Origin of the sequence: Leifsonia sp. 2TAF2 (genome assembly GCF_052115085.1) — a bacterium.
In the GTDB taxonomy this organism is placed as follows: Bacteria; Actinomycetota; Actinomycetes; order Actinomycetales; family Microbacteriaceae; genus Leifsonia.
Map to the genome: position 1 here is coordinate 532,467 of NZ_JBFRFY010000001.1, position 24,203 is coordinate 556,669.

Below are 24,203 nucleotides of genomic sequence, written 5' to 3' on the forward strand. Positions count from 1 at the left end.
ACGGGACTTCGCTGCTAATCTCGCGCCCAATCCGGCAAAGGCGCTGAGTACACGATTGTCGATCCTCAGAGGAGCCGAACGTGAACATCCGGATGCATCCCCGAACCATCGCGGCCATGGCTGCCGCTCTTGTGGGCGCCACCTTGATCGTCGGCGTTCCGACGGCGGCGAACGCGGCGCCCCTGCCGTACCAGGATCCGAGCAAGAGCGTCGCGACACGGGTCGCCGACCTCCTGAGCCGCATGACACTCGACGAGAAGATCGGCCAGATGACGCTCATCGAGCGCCGCTGGCTGTCGGATGACGGGCTCGCGAGCGGCATGGTCGGTGCCGGGTTCTCGGCGGGCACGTCAGCACCGGCGAGCAATACCGTGGCCGGCTGGGAGAACATGTACGACGGCTTTCAGAAGACCGCCCTGCGCAACCGCCTCGGCATCCCGATGCTGTACGCGATGGATGCTGTGCACGGCGCGGGCAACGTGTACGGCGCGACGATCTTTCCGCACAACATCGGTCTCGGCGCGACGCACGACCCGGCGCTCGTCCAGCAGATCGGGCATGCCGTCGCCCAGGAGGTGAGTGCGCTCGGCATCGACATGAACTTCGCGCCGACGGTGGCCGTGGTCCGGAACGACCGCTGGGGGCGCACGTACGAGTCGTTCGGCGAGGATCCGGCCCTCGTCTCCTCGATGACGACCATGGTGACGGGCGAGCAGGGTTCGTCGCTGTCGGCACCGGACTCGATCATGGCGTTGACCAAGCACTTCGTCGGCGACGGCGGGACGACCGGCGGCGACGACCGCGGCGACACGCAGCTGAGCGAGGCCGACCTGCGGGCCATCCACCTGCCTCCCTTCCGCGAGGCGGTGCGCCGGGGGGTCTCGGCCGTGATGGTGAGCTATTCGAGCTGGAACGGTGCGCGGCTCCACGGCGACAAGTACCTGTTGACCGATGTCCTGAAGAAGGAGCTCGGCTTCTCGGGCATCCTCGTCTCCGACTACGGCGGCGTGGACTATCTGGATGGCGACAAGACCACGCTCTCGGCCTACGACGTGCGCACGGCCGTCAACGCCGGCATCGACCTCATCATGGTGCCCGACGAGTACGCGCAGTTCCATGCCGAGCTCGTGGCCGAGGTGCACGCCGGGCGCGTCTCGAGGGCGCGCATCGACGACGCCGTCTCACGCATCCTGACCAAGAAGTTCCAGAAGGGACTGTTCGAGCATCCCTACGCCGATCGCTCTCTCGCCGGCCAGGTCGGGTCGGCCGCGCACCGCGCGCTCGCACGACAGGCCGTCGCCGAGTCGACGGTCGTGCTGAAGAACGACCGAGGACTCCTACCGTTGCCCAGGAGCGCGAGCAAGGTCTTCGTCGCGGGCAGCGGGGCGAACGACATCGGCCAGCAGTCCGGGGGATGGACGATGGGATGGCAGGGCTCGCTGGGCCCGATCGAGCCGGGGACGACGATCCTCGACGGCATCCGCGCCGCCGTGGCGCCCGGCACCACGGTCACCTTCTCGCCCGATGGGTCGGGCATCGACGACAGCTATCACGATGCCGTCGTCGTGGTCGGCGAGAAACCGTACGCGGAGTACGAAGGCGACGACACCGGCGACATGCGCCTGAGTGCGTCGGACCAGGCGCTCATCGATCGCGTCACCGCGTCGGGCGTGCCCGTGACGCTCGTGATGCTGAGCGGACGCCCGCTGGACATCGATGAGCAGCTCGGGTCCGTACGCGCTGCGGTCGAGGCGTGGCTGCCCGGCACGGAAGGCGCCGGCGTCGCGGACATCCTGTACGGCGGCGTTCCGGCGACCGGGACGCTGCCGGTCACGTGGATGCACGACGCCGGACAGCAACCCATCAACGCGGGCGACGGGCAGAACGCCCTCTTCTCTGCGGGCTATGGGCTTCATCCCACGACCGGCCAGTCCGCGTACGACACGATCGGCGCCGTGTACTACGACGATCAGCGCGGTACGTCGACCGAGAGCTGTAGCGACACGGACTGCGGGCGCGCGCTCGCCCACCTCGCCGATAGCGACTTCGCCGGGTGGTTCGACGTGGACTTCGGAGGCACGGCCCCCAAGACGGTCTCCGTTCGGCTCGCATCCGGTGCGACCGCTACCGGAACGATCGAGGTACGCACGGGCTCTCCCGCGGGGCCGGTGCTCGCCCGGATCCCCGTCGCGTCGACGGGAGGATGGCAGCACTGGGTGACGAAGACCGTTCCGCTCGCCCATGCGCCGACGGGTACCGACCGCGTGTACCTGCGATTCGTCGGCAGCGGGACCGGTGCCGCGAGCGAGTTCGCCAACGTCAACTGGCTGGTGTTCTCGCACTAGCTCCGTCGCCCACCGCCGAGATCACGCGGTGGCCGGGACGCTGTCCAGCCGTTTCCCGTCGACGAGGTGGACGCCCCCATGCATGCGCGGCAGGTGGACAGTGTCGTGGGTGACCAGCAGCGTGGACGTGTCCAGGTCGTCGGTCAGGCGCAGGATGAGTTCGATGATGCTGGCGCCGCGCTCCTGGTCGAGGGCGCTGGTGGGTTCGTCGACCAGTAGAGCGCTGGGCCCGTTCATGAGGGCGCGCGCGATGTTCACCCGCTGGCGCTGCCCGCCGGACAGCTGGTGAGGTCGCTTGTCCCGGTGATCGCCCAGTCCCACCGCGTTCAGCAGCTCGTCGGCATGTTCTCCAACCTCAGGCCGGCGGCGTGACGACCGACCACCGAGCGCGTTCATCACCTGCAACTGCTCGCGGGCGGTGAGCGACGGGATCAGGTTGGACTGCTGGAAGACGATGCCGATCTTCTCCCGGCGCAGGGTCGTCGCCTCCGCGGGTGTGAGACGGCCCACGTCGATGTCGTCGATGAGGACGTTCCCGGAGTCCGGCCGGATCAGGGTGGCCGCGACGGCGAGGAGGGTGGACTTGCCCGAGCCGCTGGGTCCGGTGATCGCGGTGACGGTTCCCGGCCGGGAGGTCAGGCTGACGTGGTCGACGGCGGTGATGCGGCTGTCGCCGTCGGGAAAGGTGAGGGTGACGTTGCTGAGCTGGATCATCGGTTGCTCCCGAGTGCGGTGAGGGGGTCGGCGGAGGTGACGGAACGGAGGGCGAAGGCGGCGCCGGCGAGGCCGAGCGCGATCATGATGAGGCCTGGGAGCACCGTGGTGAGCGGGCTCAGAAGGAACGGCAAGGCGGTCCCCGCGAGGGCGCCGAAGAGGCTGACCACGCCGATCCCGAGGCCGATCCCGAGCACGAGCACGATGAGCGCCTGGCCGAGGGCGTCGCGGACCAGGGAGCGGGTGCTGGCGCCGAGGGCCTTGAGCACGGCGATGTCGCCCTTTCGCTGCATGGTCCAGACGGTGAAGAAGGCACCGATCACCAGACCAGAGATGCCGAACAGCAGGGCGACGATCAGCAGCAGCGAACCGATCTCCGAACGGAAAGCACTGAGGGCGGTGAGTGATCCGAGCACGCTGGTCGACACGGTCATTGTGCGCGTCTCGACGGCGCTCCAGTCGGGTGAACCGCGGACGGCGAGAACGGTGGCGTAGGCGTCGGAGCCGCCGGTGCGGGCGACGTGCTGCTGCCAGTCGTGCAGAGTCACCTCCACGACCGGGGTGTGGCTGTACCAGGCGTCGCCGTGTACGTCCGCAACCGTGAACTGGGTGCCCGCGATGGTCACGGTGTCGCCCGTCCGCACGTCGAGACTCGTGGCCGCCGCCGTGGACAGGCTGGCGGTGCCGTTCTGAGACGGAGCGCCGGCGTCGAAGCCGGGCCGCACTCCGAATACCGCGATCGCGGTCCGGGAGTCGCCGGCCTCGGCCCGGGTCTGGGTGATCCCGATCGGCTGGACGGAGGTGACACCCTCCGTCGCCGCCCAGGTCTCGGCCTGGCGTTCGGTGACGGTCGAGTCCGCGAACGTCGGTCCCTCGCCTCCCGTGGGCGGAGCGGAGAAGACGAGACGATCGGCTGGAAGCTGCACGACTGCGGAGATGTTCTGAGTGGCCAGTCCTCCGGTGAGGCCGCTGAGGAAGCCGACCAGAACGGTGATCAGCGCGACCACCGTGCCGATGAGGGCGAACCGCCCACGGGCGAAGCGGAGGTCGCGGAGCGCGACGAACATGACGTGTCCTTTCTCGCCGCCGATGCGGCGACACAGTCCACTGTTCCGTCTCGGTGCGCCGCGGGCATCGGCCGCGAGCACGGCCCCTGGCGGCCGAAAGGCGGCCGACGGACTCGTCCTTTCGGACGATGACGCTCTCGGGGGGCGGCCGTAGAGTTCGGCTATGGCCCACACCGCGCTCACCCCTGTGTTCGTGGGCCTGCGAGCCGGCCTCCACGTCCTGTTCGTCGGCCTCGCCGGTCTGGTCATGGTCCGCGCCGTCGTAGCGCCGACCTCCACCTCCGGAGCCGCCATCGGGCTCTCGGTGCTGCTCGTTGCGACCTATGCGGCGGGAGCGCTCTTCGCGCGGAGGGCACGGCGCGGCGGACGACTGCCCGCCCGGATCTGGTTGGCCGTCCTCACCATCGAATGGGCGGCGCTCCTCTGGCTCACCCCGGATGCCGCTTACCTCGTGTTCCCGCTGTTCTTCCTCTACCTCCACCTGCTGGGGCGCTGGTGGGGGTCTCTGGCGGTCGTTGCTGCCACCGTCATCGCCATCTGCGCCCTCGGCGTCCACGCCGGATGGTCGGTGGGCGGCATCGTGGGCCCCGTCATCGGCGCCGCGGTCGCCCTGCTGATCGGGCTCGGTTACGAGGCGCTGGCCCGCGAAGCCGCGCAGCGCGAGGACCTCGTCCGTCAGCTCCTCGCCACTCGTGACCAGCTCGCGGCGACCGAGCACGAGTCGGGCGTCCTCGCCGAGCGAGCCCGCCTCGCTCGCGAGATCCACGACACCCTGGCGCAGGGGCTCTCCAGCATCCAGATGCTGCTCTACGCCGCGGAGCGGGCCGACGCCGGGCGACCCGGTGTCGAGCACATCCGCCTGGCGCGTGAGACTGCGGCGTCCAACCTGGCCGACGCCCGCCGCTTCATCAGGGAGCTCACGCCGCCGGAGCTCGACGACCGCGGGCTGGGGGCTGCGCTCACCCGCCTCGCCGCCGAGCAGTGGGCCGCGCAAGGACTGCCGGTGAAGGTGAGGGTCTCGGACGCCGTCCCTCTGCCCATGCACATCCAGACGGCGCTCCTGCGGATCGCGCAGGGGGCCGTGGCCAACATCGTCCAGCACGCGCAGGCGACCGTCGCGACGATCACACTGGCCGCCGATCCCTCGGGCGAGGTGGTCTTCACCATCACCGACGACGGCAGGGGGTTCGACCCCGAGCATCCGGGGGAGCGGAGGGGCCGGTCCGATTCGTTCGGCTTGCAGGCGACCCGGGAGTGGGTCGAGCAGCTCGGCGGCACCCTCACCGTCCGCTCCCGGCCCGGAGACGGAACGACCCTCACCGTGCGGCTGATGCCGGAGTCTGTCGCATGATCAGGGTCGTCATCGCCGACGACCATCCCGTCGTGCGCGCCGGCCTTGCCGCGCTCTTCGCTCTCGAGGCGGACTTCGCGGTGGTGGCCGAAGCGTCTACACCGGACGAAGCAGTAGACGCAGCACTCCGCGAGAATCCGGACGTCGTGCTCATGGATCTCCAGTTCGGCGCCCAGGCGGCGAGTACGGGAGCCGACGCCACCCGACGGATCCGTGCCCTCGACGCCGCGCCGTACGTCCTGGTCCTCACCAACTACGACTCCGACGCGGACATCCTCGGAGCGGTGGAGGCGGGAGCGAGCGGGTATCTCCTGAAGGACGCCCCGCCCCACGAATTGATCGCCGCGGTCCGTGCGGCCGCCGCCGGTGAAAGCGCGCTCGCGCCCGTCATCGCGACCCGGCTCCTGGATCGCATGCGCGCCCCGCAGACGAGCCTCAGTTCCCGCGAGATGCAGGTGCTCGAACTGGTCGCCGCCGGCCGATCGAACACCGAGGTCGCGGCGGAGCTGTTCGTCAGTGAAACGACCGTGAAGTCGCATCTCGCTCACATCTTCACGAAGCTCGGAGTAGCCTCCCGGACCGCTGCTGTGTCCGCCGCCCGCCGCCAGGGGATCCTCCGGTAGAGACGCCTCCTCAGCGGGCGCACCGGCTCTTCATAGCCAACTCCGGCTTTCTTACAGACCCGTCATAGGGAGTTCATGACCGTCCGGCAATCGGGTGCTGTGTGCTGAGCACATCACCGATGCCGAGAGGACCCGAGCCATGCAGAACATCGACGCAGACCCGATTGCGGGCGACCAGGGCGACAGCGGAGCGCAGCTCCAGCCGCCGACACGGGGTGCGCGGGGACGACGACGCGGAGGGGTGATCGCCGTATCGACCGCTCTTGCGGTGGCGGTCGTCACGGGTTCGGCCTTCGGGCTGGCGGCGACCGGCGTGACCTCCGGTGCGGCCGCCGCCGCGCCATCCGTCAGCAGCTCGGCCCAGATCAGCACTGCGATGGGGCGCTCGGGATACGGGTACGGCTACGGATACGGATACGGAAACGGAGCCGGCGACGGCTCGGCCGGTAGCCAGTCGACCGCCGGGACGACCTCCACCCTGGCCAGCGCCACCGCCGCCCAGGAGGTGGGCGTCGTCGACATCACCTCCGAACTCACCTACGCCCAGGCGGAGAGCGCCGGCACCGGCATCGTGTTGACGGCGAGCGGCGAGATCCTGACCAACAACCACGTCGTCGAAGGCGCGACCAGCATCAGCGTGACCGTTGTCTCCACCGGTGCGGTCTACACGGCCACCGTCGTCGGCACGGACGCGACCCACGACGTCGCCGTCCTCCAGCTGAGCGGCGCGTCCGGGCTCACCACCGCATCCATCGACGCGGCGGCGGACACCGCCGTCGGCGAGGCCGTCACCGGTGTCGGGAACGCCGGCGGGGTGGGTGGCACGCCGTCCGCGTCGCCCGGGACTGTGACAGCGCTGGAGCAGACCATCACGACGCAGGCAGAGCAGACTGCGGCGTCCGAGACGCTGGATGGACTGATCGAGACCGACGCCGACATCCAGGCCGGGGACTCTGGCGGACCGCTGTTCAACGCGGCGGATCAGGTCATCGGTATCGACACCGCCGCAGCGCAGGGCGGCGCGACCGTGGCCGGCTATGCCATCCCGATCGAGGACGCCCTGAGCATCGCCGCCGAGATCGAGTCAGGACAGGCGTCGTCCACCGTGACGATCGGCAATCCCGCCTTCCTAGGAGTGGAGATCGGCTCCACGGATGCGACCGGCTCCACCGTCGAGGGCGCGGCCATCGCGGGAGTGATCGACGGAGGCCCTGCAGCGACCGCCGGGCTCGCCGCAGGCGACACGATCGTCGCCCTGAACGGCACCCCGATCGCCTCGGCCGAGACGCTCACCCAGGCGCTGAGTGCATTCGCACCCGGGCAGGCGGTCAGCGTGAGCTGGATGGACTCCACCGGCGCCTCCCACACCGCCGAGCTCACCCTCGGCACGGGCCCGGCCGCCTAGAACAGCGCGGGCGGCGGGCCTCGTCTACAGGTCGAGCACCAGCTTCTCGCCGACGCACCGCGACACGCAGGTCATCATCGTGTCGCCCGCCAGCCGTTCCTCCAGCCCGAGCACGGAGTCGCGGTGTTCCGGAATGCCGGCGAGCACGCGCACCTCGCAGGTGCCGCAGGTGCCCTCGCGGCAGGTCGACAGTACGTTGGCTCCGGCCCGGTTGACCGCGTCCAGAGTGGACTCTCCCGCGGCCACCCGCACCGTGGTCCCGGTGCGGCGCAGCTCGACGTCGAACGGTCGATCGGGCAGGCTCGACACCGCACGGGGTGCGAACCGCTCGACCACCACGCTGTCCGAGCGGCCCGCTCGGCGGGCCGAATCTTCGATGGCCAGGAGGAGCTCCTCCGGGCCGCAGGCGTAGACGCGTCCACCGGCGGGCAGGCGCATCCACACGTCGTCGAGGTCGTAGCGTCCGCGCTCGCCGCTGGGCCAGAGGTAGACGTTGGCGCCGTACCGCTCCTGAAGCTCGTCGGCGTAGGCCATCGTCTCGCGTGACCGTCCCAGGTACAGCAAGCGCCAGGGGATTCCGGCGCTCGCGGCCTCTGCCGCCATGGGGAGCAGCGGCGTGATGCCGATCCCGCCGGCGAGGAAGAGCGAGAACGGTGCGGGCTGCGGCGCGAAGTGGTTGCGAGGTCCGCGGATGCGCAGCCGGTCGCCGACGGCGACGCCGTCGTGCACAGCCCGGGATCCGCCGCGACCGGCGTCCTCGCGGAGCACCGCGACCCGGTACTCGTGCTCGCTCGGGTCCCCGGTGAGCGAGTACTGGCGTACGAGCCCACCGGGAAGCTCCAGGTCGATGTGGGCGCCTGGGCGCCAGGCCGGGAGGCCGCCGCCGTCGGCGGTCAGGGTGAGCTCGACGACGCTGGGCACCACCTCGCGGCGGCCGCTGACGACGACGGGCACGGACTCCGGCGTCGCGGTGTCCGTCGATACGGGGCTGGAGCGCCGGGGCGCGGTCGTCGGCGTCCACGCCAGGGGCAGCGACACGAGCCCGCGTCCCTCCGAGACGACGGTGTGCCGCAGTTCCTGCACCGGCACCGCGAGCCGGAGGTCGGGCAGCCGCTCGTGGAGAACCCCGAGTTCGACGCGGAGGAGGAGCCGCGCGAGCGGGGCTCCGAGGCACGCGTGCACTCCTTGGCCGAACCCGAGATGGGGCGACTCCCAGGTGCGCTCGACGTCGATCCGCTCAGGATGGGCGAAACGGCTCGGGTCGCGGGATCCCGCGGCGTAGGCGAGGAAGACTTCGTCGCCTTCCCGCAATGGCACGCCGCCCAGATGCGTGTCACGAGTGACGAGTCGCTTCATTCCGGTGATGGCGGACTCGAAACGGAAGATCTCCTCCAGCGCCTGCGCGCGGGAGGCGTCGTCGCGTTGCACACGGGCGTGGAGGTCGGGATCGGCGAGGAAGTGCGAGAGGGCGACGCAGATCAGGTTGGATGACGTCTCATGGCCGGCGAGCATCAGCCCGGGGAACATCGACAGCATCTCGAAGTCGGTCAGGTCGACCGCGCCGCTGTCGCGCTGATCCCAGATGTGGCTGATCAAGTCATCGCGGCGGTTGATCCGGCGCCGTTCCATGAGTTCGCGGAGGTGGTCGTGGAGGTCGAGGAGTTTGGCCGCCTTCTGGTCGGGCGTGCCCGGGTGGTAGATGTCCCGCGGTCCCATGAAGAAGCCGAGCGCCGCGCCCACCCACTCGGCGCGCTCCGGATCGATCCCGACGATGCGACTGATGACCCGCAGCGGCAGCGGTAGAGCGAAGGCGGTCTTGAGGTCGGCCTCCCCCTGCTCGGCGAAGCCGTCCACCAGCCGGTGCGCCTCCTCGCGGATCCACGGCTCGGACCGGGCCAGCCTGCGGGGCATGAAGAAGGTGTTGACGCTCGACCGGAGCCGGTCGTGGTCGGGGTTGTCGATGCCGAGCAGCGTGCCGCGGCTGGGCACGCGGCCCTCGAACTGTTCGCGCCAGGGAGACGGGATGGTGCCGACCGTGGGCTGGGACGAGAAGGTCTCCGGGTCGTGGAGGGCTGCGACGATGTCGTCGTAGTCGGTGAAGACCCGGGCGCCGCCGAACGTTTCGGGCTGCGGTGGATCGTCTGACTGGCGGGCCGCCTCGAGGTCGGCGAACAGCCGTTCGGGATCGGCAAAGGGGCACGCCGACGGCGTGGTGAAGGTGGTCATTCGTGGGCTCCAGGAGTGCTGGCGGCCCGCCGCAGGCATGCACAAGCGGGACGCGATGGGTCCTCGTGCTCGCCCGGCGCGCTGGAGGCGCCGAGGGGGGTTATTCGCTCCGGCCGTGATGCCGGGCGCCCTCACCCCGCCTGTGTAAGCGTCGACGGTACGCGCCGACCGTTCGTATTGTCAAGAATCGGGTAACTTATGCAGCTTTGATGCGGAAGTCTGCGATACTCGGAGAATGGACACCGCGGTCATCAAGAACTCCTCGCTCATCGTCGACGGTCGGCCCTTCCTCGCCATCGGCGGCGAGTTGCACAATTCGAGTTCGTCGGACCCCGCGTACCTGGCCGCGGAATGGGACCGACTCGGCAGCGTCGGCATCAACACGGTCCTCGTGTCGGTCGCCTGGGCGGAGGTCGAACGAACCGAGGGCGACTTCGACTTCCGTATCGTGGATGAACTGGTCCGGCAGGCGCGCGGTGCCGGACTCAAGCTGGGCGTGATCTGGTTCGGCGCCTTCAAGAACGCACTGTCGACCTACGCGCCGACCTGGGTCCGCGCCGACACCGCGCGGTTCCCGCGAGCGGTGCTGCAGGACGAGCCGCTGCCGACGCCGTTCAGCTACGCGGGATCGATGGCGAAGCCTGCCCTCTCCGTGTTCTCGCCCGAGCTCGTCGCGGCGGACGCGCGCGCCTTTGCGGCCTTCGTCGGGCATCTGGCGGCGATCGATGATGCCGGGACCGTGATCATGGTGCAGGTCGAGAACGAGATCGGCCTCCTCGGTTCGGCCCGAGACCACTCCGTGCCGGCTCTCGCCGCGTGGAACGCCGCCGTGCCGGACGTCGTGACCGAACTCGCACGGAACGACGCGGACGCGCTCCCCGCAGGTGTCGCGGAGGCTGTGCTCGCCGCGCCCGCCGGGTCTGCCTGGTCGCAGCTCGCCGGGAACGCCGACGACATCCAGGAGACTTTCATGGCGTGGGGGTTCGCATCGTACGTCGAGAGGACCGCGGCTCCCGTGCGCTCGGTCACGCGCATCCCGTTCTTCGCGAATGCCTGGCTCGGTCCGCAGCCCGGTCAGGACAAGCCGGGGCAGTACCCGAGCGGAGGGCCGACCGCACGGATGCTCGGACTGTGGCAGGCGGTGGCGCCGTCGCTAGACTGGCTGTCGCCCGACATCTACATCGACGACTCCCGGCCGGTGCTCGAGGCCTACGCGCGGCGCGGGAACCCGCTCTTCGTCCCGGAGTCGCGCTTCTCCGCCGGTGACCTGTTCCTCGCGGTCGGGGCACTGGATGCGATCGGCTACTGCACGTTCGGGCTGGAGGACGGCCGGGAGGGCGCGCTCTTCTTCGAGGCTGCCCGGAGCCTGCTGGCGTTGGCGGACCGCATCCTGGAGCAGCGCCCCCTCGGGAACGTCTGGGGGTTCGCGCTGGGAGCTCAGGAGGAATCCGCCACACATCGCTTCGGCGACCTCACCCTGACCGTGCGCAACGGACCGGGGCTGTTCGCCCGAATGCTCCTGGATGTCGGCGTGCAACTCCCCGAGCCCGAGCCGTCGCCGTCGGAGACGAGGCCGGGCGCCATCCCGTCGCCTGGGGACGATCGTCCGTTCGGCATCGTGATCCACACGGGGCCGGACCGGTTCATCGTCGCGGGCCAGGCGGCGCTGTTCGACTTCGCCGCGGACGATACGACGGTCGAGATCGACGAGGTGCGCGAGCTCGTGCTCGACGGAGGGGAGCTGCGGCCGGCCCGGTTCCTCAATGGTGACGAGCGCCTAGCGATCGTGCCGCAGCGCGGAATCGGCATTGCCGAGGTCACGCTGCTGCGCGTGTGATCCGCACCCTGGGATCCATTGCGGCTGCCCGCAGAGAGGCCTACCCTGACCACCCGAAAGCGTCTGAGTAGGAGTCGATAATGACCGATAACGGTGGTGCCAAGTACAACGACCCTCGGGTCGTGCGCGGTGAAAGCATCGTGTTGCAGCTCGTACCCTCGGACCTCGTGGACGAGCCGCCGAGGGGCGCCGACTTCGTGGGTGTCCTGATGTCGACGAGCGAGGGCCGGTCCTCTTATTTCGCGGGAGAACGGATCGATGGCGAAGCCTACGACCGCGTGACCATGGATCTGGGCGACCGAGTGCGCGTCTGGACGAAAGTAGCCGATTCGGGAGCGGAGGTCACCTACCGCCTGACGACCGCGAATACGTTCACGACCAGCCGTCCGATGAGATAAGGCAACGAGTGAAAATGCCCCGCTTAGGTTGAAAACAGACCTAAGTTCGTCATATACTAACTATGACGTCGGGGCCCCGGCCCGTTCCTCACCGTGACGTTGCGGCGAGGGCACAAACCGTCGCGTCGATCACCCGATCGTTCGGGTTTCGCATGCCGCTCTCGCCACTCAGGTTCCGCCTCCTCGTCACCTCCCTCCTCGCCGTGTCCTTCCTCGGCGCCCTCGACAACACCGTCGTCAGCACGGCCATCGCCACCGTCGCCGGCCAGCTCGGCGCGCTCGAGCACATGAGCTGGATCGTCGTCGGGTACACGCTCGCCAGCACCGTCCTGCTGCCCGTTCTCGGGAAGCTCGGGGACCGGATCGGGCCGCGCGCCGTGTTCCTCAGCTCGGTCGCCGTGTTCATCCTCAGCTCGGTCGCGTGCGGCTTCGCGAACGGAATCGTCTGGCTCATCGTCGCGCGCGTGATCCAGGGGATGAGCTCGGCCGGCCTTCAGCTGATGTCGCAGACGATCATCGCCGAGGTGACAACGCCGCGGCAGCGGCCGAAGTTCATGGCGATCATCGGCGCGGCCTTCCCGATCGCGATCCTTATCGGGCCGGTGCTGGGCGGCATCATCACGGACACCTGGGGCTGGCCGTGGGTGTTCTGGATCAACGCCCCTGTCGGCATCCTCGCGTTCGCGCTCGCGATCGTGGCCATCCCACACATCGAACCCGGGCGGATCGGAAGGTTCGACGTCGCCGGCGCGATCGCTCTCACGATCGGACTGGTCGCCCTCGTTCTGGCCGTGTCCTGGGTGGGTGACAGCGCGCAGGCGGTCGCCACGACCGTCGCGTTCGTCATTGCAGCTGTCGCCATCGTCGTCTTCTTCGTCATCGAACTGCGCGTCGAGGAGCCCTTGGTGCCCCTCAGCCACTTCCGCGACCGCACGGTCGCCGCCGGCACGGTCATCTCGGCCATCGTCGGCATCGGCCTCTTCTCGATCACGTCGTATCTTCCGACCTACTTCCAGATGGCGTACCGCACGAGCGCTACGGTCTCAGGTCTCGTGCCGATCGCGACGGTGTTCGGGATGCTGGTCAGCAACCTCGCGTCCGGCTGGCTGGTGAGCCGCACCGGCCACTACCGCGTCTATCCGCTCGTCGGCACGGTGCTCGGCGCCGTCGGCCTCGGCGCGATGGCGCTGCTGCCCGCCGGTGCACCGCTGTGGGCGCCCGCGGTCGCGATGGCCGTGGTCGGCCTCGGGACCGGCGCCTTCATGAGCCTCATCGTGGCCGTCGTCCAGAGCGCCGTGCCGCGTGAGGAGACCGGCACCATCACGGCGAGCGTGAACCTCGTGAGGCAGGTCGGCGCGACCGTTGCGACGGCCCTCATCGGCGGCATCATCGGGGCGGGTGTCGCGGTCATGCTGCCGACCGGCCTCGACGCGGCCACGCTCACGCCCGCCCTAGTTCACGGATACGACCCCGCGATCCAGCAGCAGGTCGCCCACGTCTACCAGAGCGTCTTCGTCCCGATCTTCGTGGCGCTCGCCGCCACCTACGTCGTCGGCGTCGTGGCGTCCATCCTGCTGCCGAACCGCCGACTGTCCGACGACACCGACTCCCTGCGCGCGGCACCGACCGCGTCCATCCCCGCCTGAGCACGACCAGGAGACATCATGACCCCCACCCCGACCCGCACCATCGCTGTCGTCGGCAGCGGTCCCATCGGATCCGCCTACGCCCGGCTGCTGCTCGAGGCGCTCCCCGACGCGCACGTCGTCATGTTCGAGGCGGGCCCGCAGCTGACCGCCATCGCCGGGGAGAACGTGCGCAACATCCCCGACCCGGACGAGAAGGAGCGGGCCCGCGAGCTGTCGCAGGGTCCGCAGGCCGGGGCGTTCCGGGAGTCCCTCGGCATCCCCTCCTCCTCCGTCGTCGAGGGGATGTTCACGGCGCGCGGCGGGACGCATCTCCTCGATTTCGGCGGTGCGGGCTCGGCGCACGCGTCGAGCTTCCCCGCGGGCGCGGCGTCCACCAATGTCGGGGGGATGGGGGCCCACTGGACGTGCGCGACGCCGAGCCCGTCGTTCAGCGAGCGCATCCCCTTCATCGCGGACCCGGAGTGGGAAGAACTCGTGGCGGAGGCATCGCGGCTCCTGCACGTGCAGACATCGGCCTTCGCGGACTCGGAGATCGGCGCGGCCATCCGGTCGCTGCTGGAGGAGGAGTTCGGCTCCGAGCTGCCCGAGGGCTACGGGCCGTCGACCCTGCCCGTCTCCGGCGACCCCCAGCCGGACGGCACGATGCGCTGGGCCGGAGCCGACGTCGTCCTCGGGCCGCTGCTCGAGCCCGGGACCGATCTCTCGGAGCGATTCGAGCTGCGGGACCTCTCCCTGGTGCGCCGCGTCGAGCACGCTGACGGCCGGGCAACCGGCGTCCTTGTGGAGGACCTGCGCAACCACGAGATCTACACGTTCGACGCCGACCTCGTCGTCGTGGCCGCCGACGCCTTCCGCTCGCCGCAGCTGCTGTGGGCGTCCGGGATCCGTCCCCGAGCCCTCGGCCACTACCTGACCGAGCATCCCGTCGTCATCTCCACCGTCGCCCTCGATGCCGAGAGCATGGGCCGGTTCGCGACGGAGGATGAGCTGGATGCGGAGCTCGCCCGCAGGGCGACCAACCCGGCCGACCCGGTCGCGGCCGTCAACCGCATCCCCTTCTCCGAACCCGGCCACCCGTTCTCCCTGCAGGTGATGTACGCGGAGAGGCCGCCGTTCCAGCTCGACCCTGCGCATCCCGCGGCCGGCAACCGCTGGGGGTACGTCAACATGGGCTACGGGATGCGCAAGCAGCCGCGGTACGACGACGGCGTGACCTTCGCCGACGACGAGCTCGACTATCGCGGCTTCCCCAACATGACCGTCTCGTACGAGCTCACCGAGGGGGAGCAGCGCGAGATCGCCGAGGCGACCGAGCGGCTCCGTCGCGCGGGCAACGCCCTCGGCACGTTCGTCGCCGAGCCGCGGCTACTGCCGAACGGCTCCAGCCTGCACTACCAGGGGACCATGCGCATGGGCGCGGAGGACGACGGCACCTCGGTCGCCGACCCGTACTCGCGGGTGTGGGGCTACGAGAACCTCGTGGTCGGCGGAAACGCCCTCATCCCGACCGCCACGAGCATGAACCCCACGCTCATGAGCGTCGCGATCGCCGTGCGCGGCGCACGGGAGGCCGCCTCCCGGCTGGCCGCCACGACCAGCGCATCCGCCGACGCCCGCAGCTGACACGCATCCATCGATCCGAAGGAGAATCCGATGCTCGAAGAACAACTGATACAGACGGCGGGCTTCCGCAACGTCGGCCCGCAGGAGGCGCCCACCGGCTTCCAGCTCCGCGTGCGCAGCCCCTACTACCGCGGGCTGTGGGCGAACCTCATCGAGAAGCCGACGGTGACCGTCGACGGTGAGCGCTTCGACGGCGACACCATCCGCTGGACGCTCCCGGCCGGCGAGTTCTCGTTCGACGAGCTCCAGCAGTCCGCCGACGCGCGCTGGCCCCTCGGTCACGCCGCCGTGCTGACCGTCCCGCGCGACGGCGGCCTCGCCCGCGGCATCCACGACGTCAGCCTGGAGCTGCGGCTGCGGATGTCGTACATCCCCGAGGAGCTGCAGCCCTCGATCTGGACCGCATCGCGGAAGGCGGTGATCGTGAAATGAGCGATCGAAAGGGAACCACCGACGACCTCCCGTTCGGCCTCGGCGTCTCGCTGTACAGCTACACCGACGACATCGGCGTCACCATGACCGTCGAGGACTGCATCGCGGACGTCGCCGACCTCGGCGCCAGCGGTCTCGAGATCCTCGGCGAGGGCCACATCCAGGACTACCCGAACCCCTCCACCGAGTGGATCGACGCGTGGTTCGCCCGTAACGAGCGGCTCGGGCTGACCCCGACCCTGTACGGGTCGTGGATCGACACACGCCGCTTCCCTGGCCGCGGAATGACCGCGGCCGAGGGCGCGCAGCAGCTGGAGCTCGATCTGCGGCTGGCCTCCACGCTCGGCTTCTCGTTCGTGCGTCCCAAGATCGGCGTTATCTCGGAGGACCTCCTGGTCGACCCGATCTGGCAGGAGGCCGTGGAGCGCAACCTCGAACTGGCCGCCGACCTCGACATCGTGATCTGCCCGGAGATCCACTGGCCGACCGTCATCAAGTCGCCGGTCGTGGAGGAGTACCTGGAGTTCAAGGAGCGCACCGGCTCCGAGCACTTCGGCCTGCTCATCGACACCGGCGTCTTCGAGCTCTCGTCGTACCCGCGACGGGGAGGCAGCGCCTCCTTCCGCATGGGCGACGGCTCGGCCCGGCCGCCGGTAGTGCCGTTCGTGCCGGTGTCCGACCTGGCCGACGTGATGGAGCACACCGTCTACTTCCAGGCCAAGTTCTACGAGGTGGACGACGACCTCGTCGACCACTACATCCCCTGGCGGGACATCATCGACGTGGTCCTGGACTCCGGCTACACCGGGTGGCTGTCGAGCGAGTACGAGGGCCACCACGAGCCGTACCGCGCGCCCGACCAGCTCCGGCGGCAGCACGCCCTCATCCGCACCATCGCCGCAGAACGCTCAGCGGCGCAGCCAGACAGGAACTGAACCATGCCCAACGGACTCATCGACGACGCGAGCCTGCGCGTCCACCCGGAGGGCTTCGCCCTCGCCCTGACCATCCCCTGGTACCGCAGCCTGTGGCTGTCCTCGGTCACGACCCTCCGGCTGACGGTCGACGGCGTGGAGGTGCCGGAGGAGGATCTCGCCTTCGAGCTCGACGGCGTCCGCTTCTCTCTCGCCGACCTCCCGCAGCAGAGCGATGTGCTCTGGTACCTGCAGTCGCATCCGCTGCTCATCGTCCGGCGTGAGCCGGCTGTCGGGCTCGGCGAGACGCACGAGGTGGAGCTGCACGGGGAACTGCGGCTGCCGTACATGCAGATCAGGCCGGGAGAGGACGGCGGCCCCGGGCTCTACGTGCCGAACATCGTGCACCAGCGCCTGACGCTCACCGCGACCGACCACGATGCCGCCCCGCCCGTGCTCGTCACCGATGTCCCTCCGGCTCCGGAGGCGACCGACGCCGACCCCTTCCAGCTGGGCCTGACGCTCTACTCGGCCAGCGCGGAGTTCCGCGCCGGCTGGTTCGACTTCGACGGACTCCTCGACCGGGTCGCCGAGCTCGGCATCGGCCCGGGCATCGAGATCGTGGCGTCCCAGGTGCTGCCGACGTATCCCGTCGTCTCCGACGAGTTCGTGACGACCTGGCGGGAGGCGTTCGACCGGCACGGCTTCGACGCCAGCTCGTTCGGAGCGAACCTCGACATGGGCAAGCGGCGCGACCGCGACATGACGCCGGACGAGGAGTTCGAGGTCAGCGAGCTGCTGTTCCGCGGCGCCAAGAAGCTCGGCTTCCCGCTGGTGCGCATCCAGTCGGCCAAGCCCGACCTGCTGCGCCGCCTGCTGCCGGTGGCGGAAGACCTCGAGCTCAAGCTGGCCTACGAGATCCACGCGCCGATGGGGCCGAACGCGCCCGAGATCGTCAAGGTGCGCGATCTCTACGCCGAGTTGGACTCGCCGCTGCTCGGCTTCGTCGCGGACTTCTCCTCGACCATGCACAGCATGTCGCCGACCCTGCTGCGCGCGGTGCGCCGGGCGGGCCTGGGCGACGAGGAGGTGCAGCGGCTCCAGGAGACCTGGGCGACCGACGCATCGATGCGCGAGCGCCAGGAGGAGTTCATCGGCTACCTGAACAGCCGCGGCTTCGACCCGGGCCGGCTCGGTTCGTTCGCGCACCTCGCCTTCAACATGCACGGGCACGTCGACCCGCACGAGTGGGCGGACATCATGCCGCAGATCCTCCACGTGCACGCCAAGTTCTACGACATCGACGAGAACGGCCAGGAGCCCGCCATCGACTATCCGGAGTTGGTGAGGATCTTCGTCGAGGGCGGCTACCGCGGCTACTGGTCGAGCGAATGGGAGGGCCACGCCTTCGCCGAGCTCGGGGAGGTCGACCCGCTCCTCCTCGTCCGCAAGCAGCACGACCTCATCCGGGCGAGCATGCGTTCGCTGCAGGCGGCTGCGCGCTAGGCCCGCGATGACCGACACCCAGCCCGACCTTCGCGCGCTGCCGCTCCCCGAGGCCATCGCGTGGCTGCGCGAGCACGGCGAGCCGGCCGATCCGCGGCCCGACATCGACACGGCGTCGCTGATGCGGCGGTTCCCGCACATCGCGAACGTGCGCACGCGCGACCTGGTGGTGGATGCGCCGAGCGGACAGCGGCCGGCGCGGCTCTACCGGGATGACACGGTCGAGCACGCCGGCACGGCGCTCGTCTGGGTGCACGGCGGCGGGTTCATCGGCGGGCACCTCGAGATGCCCGAGTCGAACTGGGTGGCGCTCGAGTTGGCAGCCCGGGGCATCCCGGTGCTCGCGGTCGATTACGTCAAGTGCCTCGGCGACGTGCACTTCCCGGCGCCGTCGGATGATGTGCTGGCCGCGTGGCGGTACGCGCGGAGCCGCAGCGCGGACCTGTTGGGTGTGGAGGCGGACGCGCTCGTTCTCGGCGGCGCGAGCGCGGGAGGAAACCTCGCCGCGGGCGCGGTGGCGCGACTGCGGGATGCCGGGGAGCAGCTCCCCGGCGCCCTCGTGCTCGTGTATCCGGCGCTCGATCCGGACGGCGCACATCCCGGTGGCATCCCGGACCCGGCGTCGCCGTACGCGAAGCTCTCGCTCAACTTCGCGGGCTCGCCCGAGGCGCTGCACAACCCGCACGCGTTCCCCGGGCTCGGGTCGGTCGGCGGATTCCCGCCGACCCTCGCGGTCGTGTGCGAGCACGACAGCCTGCGACCGTCGGGGGAGGCGTTCGCCACCCGACTCGTGGCAGCCGGATGCGACGCCACCCTCTACGTCGAGGCGGGCGCCGACCACGCGCACATCGACGAGCCGTCGAATCCCAGCGCGGCGCGCACCCTGGCCGCGATCGGCGAGTGGATGGGGCAGCGCCGATGAGCCACCGTCGCATCCCCGTCACGCCCCAGCTGCGCGTGATCGTCGACAACGACTTCGCCGGCGACCCCGACGGGCTCGTGGCGCTCGCGCACCACCTGCTCGCCGATGCGGCGGAGATCCGGGGCATCACCTGCACCTCGATCGCCATGGAGGGCATGCCGTACGCGGCCGGTCACCCCGCCAAGGCGATCGCCGAGGAGCTCGTCGCGCGCCTCGGGCACAGCCCCGCCCCTCCGATCTCGGAGGACGTGCAGGTCGGCTTCGCGGACCTCGACGGCCGGACGGCGGGGGCGCTGCTCATCCTGGAGGAGTCACACCGCGACGACCCGCTGCCGCTCGTCATCGCGTGCGGCGGACCGCTCACCAACGTCGCGTCGGCGCTGCGGGAGGACCCGACCCTCGCCGACCGCGCGGAGCTCATCTGGATCGGCGGCGGGCGGTATCCCGAGGGCTCCTGGGAGTACAACCTCGCCCTCGACATCCCGGCGGCGCAGGTGGTGTTCAACGAGAGCAGGATGCGCATCGCGCAGGTGCCGCAGCACGTCTACCGGCAGTGCGCCGTGTCGGTGGCCGAGCTGGAGGTCGGGCTGCGCTCAGCAGGCCCGTTCGGTGAGTGGCTCTACGACTGCTTCACGTCGCCTCCCGACTTCATCCGGATCGGCGGCAACTGGCCGATGGGAGACAGCCCGCCGGTGCTGTTCACGGCGATCACGACCGAGTCCAGTGCGTCACGGATCGTGGATGCGCCATGGATCGACGACGCCGGGAATTACGCGGTGCATCCCGAACCGCGTGCGCTGACCCTCTACGACACCGTGGACACGCGCGTGCTGTTCGCCGACTTCTGGGCGCGAATGTCGCTTCTGGCGTAACTCAGGTGTGCTCGCCCGCAGCGACGATGCGGCCGGCCTCCTCGAAGAGGGAGCGCATCCACGTGTGCTCGGGGTCGTGCGTGTGGACCTGATGCCACCACAGCGCGTTGACGATCGGGGTCGGCGGGAAGGGGAGCTGGACGACGCGCACCGCGGCGGCGCGCTTGGCCAGCGGCACCAGAGCCGAATGGATGATACCGACCCGATTCGTGCCGGCGATGAAATGCGGGATGGCCAGGAAGCTCTCCACGACGACCTCGACGTCGGGCTCGATCCCGAGCTGCTGCACCTGCCGTTCGGCGGAGGTGAACGCCGAGCGCGACTGGTAGTTCATGACCCACGGGAGCTGTGACAGCTGCTCGCGCGACAGGGTGTCTCCCACGCGGTCGTTCGTCTCCGCCACGATCGCGACCCAGTCGTCCTGCCAGAGATCGACGAACGGCAGCTCGGTGAGGAATCCGTGCGGGATGACCATCCCATCCACCGACCGGAGGCGGTTCGCGGCGTCTTCGACCACCGTCGGGTTGTGGAGCATGAACCGGAAGTGGACGCCGGGGGCCTGCGCGGCGGCAAGCTCGGAGACGACGCGCCCGATGGTGGTGAACCCGTAGTCGGAGCCGAAGATCGAGAACTGGCGCACCGACTCCGACGGGTCCCAGGTCGCCTGGCTCTCGAAGACCCGGCGCGCCGCCTCCAGCGCGATGGTCGTGTGGTCGGCGAGTCGCAGGGCCAGCGGCGTCAGCTCGTAGGCGTTGCCGCGGCGGGCGAGGATCGGATCGCCGAAGTGGACTCGCAGCCTCGAAAGCGAGGCGCTCAGCGCGGGCTGGCTGAGTCGCAGCCGCTCGGCGGCACGGGTCACACTGCGCTCGGTGAGGAGGGCGTCGAGCGCGATCAACAGGTTGAGATCGAGCCGCGACATCAGAGGGGAATCGGTCACGACGGTGTGATCCTTCCTGCCCGGCGGTGGGCGTCTTCACTATAACGAGGCGACCCGCAGGGGGAGTGGGCGGTCGCGTATCGATCGGGTATCGACCCAGCTTATGTCTGGGATAAGCAGAAGTAGCGTTGTTTATCTGCCTTAGCGCTGCGAAACTCGAAACGCCCCCAGAGGAGACAGCGACACAGCCGCCGCCTCACCGACAACGAAGTCTAAAAAGAGGTCAATCCGATGAAGCACACACGCAGGAGCCGCACCAGCCGGCTTGCCTGGCTCGCCATCCCCGCCGCCGCAGGACTTGCGCTCGCAGGCTGCTCCGGCAGCGGTTCCACGGGGAAGGAGCCGCAGACCATCACCTTCGCCTACGGAGCGACGAACGACCAGGACAAGGCCGCCTACGACGGCCTCGCCAAGGCGTTCGAGGCCGAGAACAAGGGGGTCACGATCACGACCCAGAACCTTCCCGTCCAGAGCTACGGCACGACGATCGCGACGCGGGTGCAGGGCGGCAACGCCCCCGACACGTTCTTCGCCGAGGGCGGCACCGGCCAGGCCCAGTCGATCCTGCCGTGGGCGAAGTCCGGACTCGTGCTTCCGCTCGACGACGCGTCGATCACGAAGAACATGCCCGACTCCGCCAAGAGCCTCTATACCTACAACGGCAAGATCTACGGCGTGCCCCTCGGTACGCAGCTGAACGGCGTCATCTACAACGACGAGCTCGCTCAGTCCATCGGTGTGAAGATCGACGCGACCACCAGCCTCGACGACATCATCGCCCAGTGCGGCAAGGCACGCGACGCGGGCAAGACGGTCTACGGTCTCGCCGGATCGACCTTCCAGAACAACGGCATCCTCGCGGTCGCCCTCGCCACCTCCACCGTCTATGGCAAGGACAAGGACTGGAACGCCAAGCGCGCCCAGAACAAGGTCACCTTCGCAGGCACCAAGGGCTGGACGACCGCCCTCGAGTCGGTCAAGAAGATGTTCGACGCAGGCTGCTTCCAGGACGGCGCCACCAGCGCCGGCTTCGACGCCCTGACCAACGGCGCCTCCTCGGGCAAGATCCTCGGCTTCTTCGCTCCGAGCGGCGCGGCTCAGCAGATCATGCAGGCCGCGGGCGGCCACGTGAAGCTCATCGCGCTCCCGGTCGGAGCCCCCGACGGCACGAAGACCTACCTGTCGCTGAGCGCCGACCAGGGCGTCACGGCGAGCGCCAAGACGAAGAGCCCGAAGCTCGCGACCGACTTCCTGAGCTACATCATCTCGGACAAGGGTCAGGAGGCGTACTCCAAGGAGGTCGGCTCGATCCCCGTCAACGTGAAGAACGACTCGACCCTGCTGCCGCAGTACGCCGCCATCAAGGACGAGATCGCCAAGGACGACACCCGCGGCTACGCGCCGACCGAGTGGCCGAACGCCAAGATCTACACAGACCTCGGCAACGGCGTCCAGGGGATCCTCACCGGTCAGATGACCGTCAAGCAGGTGCTTCAGCAGATGGACACCGACTGGGGTTGATCCGGTCACCCGGGCGGCCGGTCCTACAAGGGCCGGCCGCCCGAACCGGTTGAAAGGAACGAATCGATGACGACGCAGTCAGAGGTGCGGAGAATGACGAAGCTCGAGACGCAGGTGCAGGCTCCGCGCCGCGCGCCGCACAAGAAGGCCTATCAGGTCCGGCTCGGCAGCTGGTGGTGGGCCCTTCCCGCACTCGTGCTGATGGTGGTCGTCATCTACGTCACCACCATCGCGGGTGGATTCTTCGCCTTCACGAACTGGTCGGGACTCGGCGCCTTCGACTTCGTCGGCGTTGCGAACTTCGTCAAGATCTTCCAGACGCCCGAGCTGATCGGGTCGCTGTGGAACACCCTCCTCCTCGCCTTCGGCTTCCTGATCTTCACCAACGTCCTCGGGCTGCTCTTCGCCCTGGCGCTCAACCGCACCCTGAAGTCGCGCTACGTGCTGCGCACGCTGATCTTCATGCCGGTGGTCGTCAGCCCGATCGCGGTCTCGTACATCTGGAAGTTCATCTTCGACTACAACGGCCCGCTCAACCAGGCGCTGGCCGGCGTCGGCCTCCCGAAGCAGAACTGGCTCGCCGACCCGGGGCTCGCGATCTGGTGCGTGCTCGTCGTGATGGTCTGGCAGAACATCGGGTTCGTCATGGTCATCTACCTGGCCGGTCTCGCGACCGTGCCGGAGGAGATGGAGGAGGCCGCCGCCCTGGATGGGGCCAGCACCTTCTACCGGTTCCGTTACGTCGTGCTGCCGATGATCCAGCCGTCGGTCGCGATCGCCACGACGCTGACGCTCATCCAGGGCCTGCGGGTGTTCGACCAGGTGGTCGCACTGACGGGTGGAGGCCCGGCCGGCGCCACCCAGACGCTCGCGCTGGAGGTCTACCAGCAGGCGTTCACCTACCAGCAGTTCGGATTCGGCGCCGCGCTGGCGCTGGTGCTCAGCCTGCTCATCCTGCTCTTCTCCATCGCGCAGCAGTACGCGACGCGCGACCGCTCAGCCAAGGAGGCGTGAGCCATGTTCCGGTACACGAAAAAGACCCTCGCCATCGAGATCATCGTTCTGATCGCGGCCGCGATCCTGCTGCTGCCGTTCTGGATCCTGCTGGTGGGGTCGCTCAAGACGCTCCCCGACATCCTCAGCTCCGCAGCGATTGCCCCGCCCACGAGTCCGACTTTCGATAACTTCATCACGCTGCTCTCGCCGGCCTCCACGTCGTCGGGCAACATCTGGGCGGGTCTCGGATCGAGCCTGATCATCACGACCGGCAGCATCGTCCTGCTGGTCGGGCTCGGCTCGATCGCCGCGTACGGCATCGCGCGGTCGACGAGCAAGTGGAGCCGGCGCTCCTTCTACCTGTTCCTCGTCGCCATCATCCTGCCGACGCAGCTCGGGACGCTGCCGCTGTACATCGGCGCCCGCGACGTCGGCCTCGTCGGCAACCCGTGGGGCATGATCCTGATCTACACGGGGATGCTGCTGCCGCTGTCGGTGTTCCTCTACGCGAACTTCTTCCGGAACCTGACCCCGGAGTACGAGGAAGCCGCGATCATCGACGGCGCCAACCGCTACCAGGTGTTCTGGAAGGTCGTCCTCCCGCTGATGTCGCCGGCGACCGGCACGGTGGCGATCCTCGCCGGCCTGATCGTCTGGAACGACTTCTTCACGTCGCTGATCTTCCTCAACGGAACGCCCTGGCAGACCCTCCCGGTCGTGATGTACAGCTACGTCGGCTCGCTGGTCTCGCAGTGGAACCTGATCTTCTCGGTCGTCATCGTCTCGATGATCCCGATCCTGGCGTTCTACGCCTTCGCGCAGAAGAAGTTCATCCAGGGCTACGCCGGCGGGCTCAAGGGCTGAC

At 69.2% G+C, this 24,203-nt stretch carries 20 protein-coding genes; 16 read left to right on the forward strand and 4 right to left on the reverse strand.

Features of this window, described 5'->3' with window-relative positions; genetic code table 11:
- Nucleotides 1–80: 80 nt before the first annotated feature.
- The gene (locus tag AB4Z18_RS02535) at nt 81–2,345 is read left to right on the forward strand and encodes a glycoside hydrolase family 3 N-terminal domain-containing protein (protein WP_441781130.1); all 2,265 of its coding nucleotides are present in this window, start codon (nt 81–83) and stop codon (nt 2,343–2,345) included.
- 21 nt (nt 2,346–2,366) lie between these two features.
- Here the strand turns inward: AB4Z18_RS02535 and AB4Z18_RS02540 are convergent, their stop codons facing one another.
- Nucleotides 2,367–3,059, reverse strand: coding sequence for an ABC transporter ATP-binding protein (locus AB4Z18_RS02540; RefSeq protein WP_441781131.1), 693 nt, complete (start codon nt 3,057–3,059; stop codon nt 2,367–2,369).
- The gene (locus AB4Z18_RS02545; RefSeq protein ID WP_441781132.1) at nt 3,056–4,126 is read right to left on the reverse strand and encodes an ABC transporter permease; all 1,071 of its coding nucleotides are present in this window, start codon (nt 4,124–4,126) and stop codon (nt 3,056–3,058) included. Before AB4Z18_RS02545 ends, AB4Z18_RS02540 begins: the two co-directional genes overlap by 4 nt.
- Before the next feature lie 163 nt (nt 4,127–4,289).
- Between AB4Z18_RS02545 and AB4Z18_RS02550 the strand changes: the two genes are divergently transcribed.
- The 3 genes from AB4Z18_RS02550 (at nt 4,290) to AB4Z18_RS02560 (ending at nt 7,505) form a co-directional block, all read left to right on the forward strand.
- Nucleotides 4,290–5,477: a sensor histidine kinase gene (locus AB4Z18_RS02550; protein ID WP_441781133.1), complete on the forward strand. Its 1,188-nt coding sequence runs from the start codon at nt 4,290–4,292 to the stop codon at nt 5,475–5,477.
- Complete coding sequence (locus AB4Z18_RS02555; RefSeq protein ID WP_441781134.1) at nt 5,474–6,100, forward strand: response regulator transcription factor; 627 nt, start codon at nt 5,474–5,476, stop codon at nt 6,098–6,100. The genes AB4Z18_RS02550 and AB4Z18_RS02555 overlap by 4 nt, the downstream gene beginning before the upstream one ends.
- Before the next feature lie 139 nt (nt 6,101–6,239).
- Nucleotides 6,240–7,505 (forward strand): S1C family serine protease, encoded by a 1,266-nt coding sequence (locus AB4Z18_RS02560; protein ID WP_441781135.1) that lies wholly within the window; start codon nt 6,240–6,242, stop codon nt 7,503–7,505.
- A gap of 24 nt (nt 7,506–7,529) precedes the next feature.
- On the opposite strand, the gene AB4Z18_RS02565 is transcribed toward AB4Z18_RS02560, so the two are convergent.
- A complete protein-coding gene (locus AB4Z18_RS02565; protein ID WP_441781136.1) occupies nt 7,530–9,731 on the reverse strand; it encodes a cytochrome P450 in 2,202 nt (733 codons plus the stop codon).
- A 235-nt stretch (nt 9,732–9,966) separates the two neighbouring features.
- Here AB4Z18_RS02565 and AB4Z18_RS02570 point away from each other — a divergent pair, with 235 nt between their 5' ends.
- The 9 genes from AB4Z18_RS02570 (at nt 9,967) to AB4Z18_RS02610 (ending at nt 19,884) form a co-directional block, all read left to right on the forward strand.
- Nucleotides 9,967–11,568, forward strand: coding sequence for a DUF5597 domain-containing protein (locus AB4Z18_RS02570; protein ID WP_441781137.1), 1,602 nt, complete (start codon nt 9,967–9,969; stop codon nt 11,566–11,568).
- An 80-nt stretch (nt 11,569–11,648) separates the two neighbouring features.
- Entirely contained in the window at nt 11,649–11,966 is a 318-nt protein-coding gene (locus AB4Z18_RS02575; protein ID WP_441781138.1) for a hypothetical protein, read from the forward strand.
- Between the two features lie 152 nt (nt 11,967–12,118).
- Nucleotides 12,119–13,612, forward strand: coding sequence for an MDR family MFS transporter (locus AB4Z18_RS02580; RefSeq protein ID WP_441781139.1), 1,494 nt, complete (start codon nt 12,119–12,121; stop codon nt 13,610–13,612).
- A gap of 18 nt (nt 13,613–13,630) precedes the next feature.
- Nucleotides 13,631–15,238 carry a GMC oxidoreductase gene (locus AB4Z18_RS02585; protein WP_441781140.1) on the forward strand — a complete coding sequence of 536 codons (1,608 nt, stop codon included), beginning with the start codon at nt 13,631–13,633 and terminating at the stop codon, nt 15,236–15,238.
- A gap of 30 nt (nt 15,239–15,268) precedes the next feature.
- Nucleotides 15,269–15,670 carry a C-glycoside deglycosidase beta subunit domain-containing protein gene (locus AB4Z18_RS02590; RefSeq protein ID WP_441781141.1) on the forward strand — a complete coding sequence of 134 codons (402 nt, stop codon included), beginning with the start codon at nt 15,269–15,271 and terminating at the stop codon, nt 15,668–15,670.
- Nucleotides 15,667–16,605 (forward strand): sugar phosphate isomerase/epimerase family protein, encoded by a 939-nt coding sequence (locus tag AB4Z18_RS02595; protein WP_441781142.1) that lies wholly within the window; start codon nt 15,667–15,669, stop codon nt 16,603–16,605. Before AB4Z18_RS02590 ends, AB4Z18_RS02595 begins: the two co-directional genes overlap by 4 nt.
- 3 nt (nt 16,606–16,608) lie before the next feature.
- On the forward strand, nt 16,609–18,090 hold the full coding sequence (locus AB4Z18_RS02600) for a C-glycoside deglycosidase beta subunit domain-containing protein (RefSeq protein WP_441781143.1): 1,482 nt from the start codon (nt 16,609–16,611) through the stop codon (nt 18,088–18,090).
- A 7-nt stretch (nt 18,091–18,097) separates the two neighbouring features.
- A complete protein-coding gene (locus tag AB4Z18_RS02605) occupies nt 18,098–19,012 on the forward strand; it encodes an alpha/beta hydrolase (protein WP_441781144.1) in 915 nt (304 codons plus the stop codon).
- Nucleotides 19,009–19,884: a nucleoside hydrolase gene (locus AB4Z18_RS02610; protein WP_441781145.1), complete on the forward strand. Its 876-nt coding sequence runs from the start codon at nt 19,009–19,011 to the stop codon at nt 19,882–19,884. The genes AB4Z18_RS02605 and AB4Z18_RS02610 overlap by 4 nt, the downstream gene beginning before the upstream one ends.
- A gap of 1 nt (nt 19,885) precedes the next feature.
- On the opposite strand, the gene AB4Z18_RS02615 is transcribed toward AB4Z18_RS02610, so the two are convergent.
- Nucleotides 19,886–20,821, reverse strand: a complete 936-nt coding sequence (locus tag AB4Z18_RS02615) for a LysR family transcriptional regulator (protein WP_441781146.1) — start codon at nt 20,819–20,821, stop codon at nt 19,886–19,888.
- A gap of 231 nt (nt 20,822–21,052) precedes the next feature.
- Here AB4Z18_RS02615 and AB4Z18_RS02620 point away from each other — a divergent pair, with 231 nt between their 5' ends.
- From AB4Z18_RS02620 to AB4Z18_RS02630, 3 genes are all read left to right on the forward strand, one after another.
- Complete coding sequence (locus AB4Z18_RS02620) at nt 21,053–22,342, forward strand: ABC transporter substrate-binding protein (protein WP_441781147.1); 1,290 nt, start codon at nt 21,053–21,055, stop codon at nt 22,340–22,342.
- A 93-nt stretch (nt 22,343–22,435) separates the two neighbouring features.
- A complete protein-coding gene (locus tag AB4Z18_RS02625; RefSeq protein WP_441781148.1) occupies nt 22,436–23,356 on the forward strand; it encodes a carbohydrate ABC transporter permease in 921 nt (306 codons plus the stop codon).
- Nucleotides 23,357–23,359: 3 nt separating this feature from the next.
- Nucleotides 23,360–24,202, forward strand: a complete 843-nt coding sequence (locus AB4Z18_RS02630) for a carbohydrate ABC transporter permease (protein ID WP_441781149.1) — start codon at nt 23,360–23,362, stop codon at nt 24,200–24,202.
- Nucleotide 24,203: the final 1 nt, after the last annotated feature.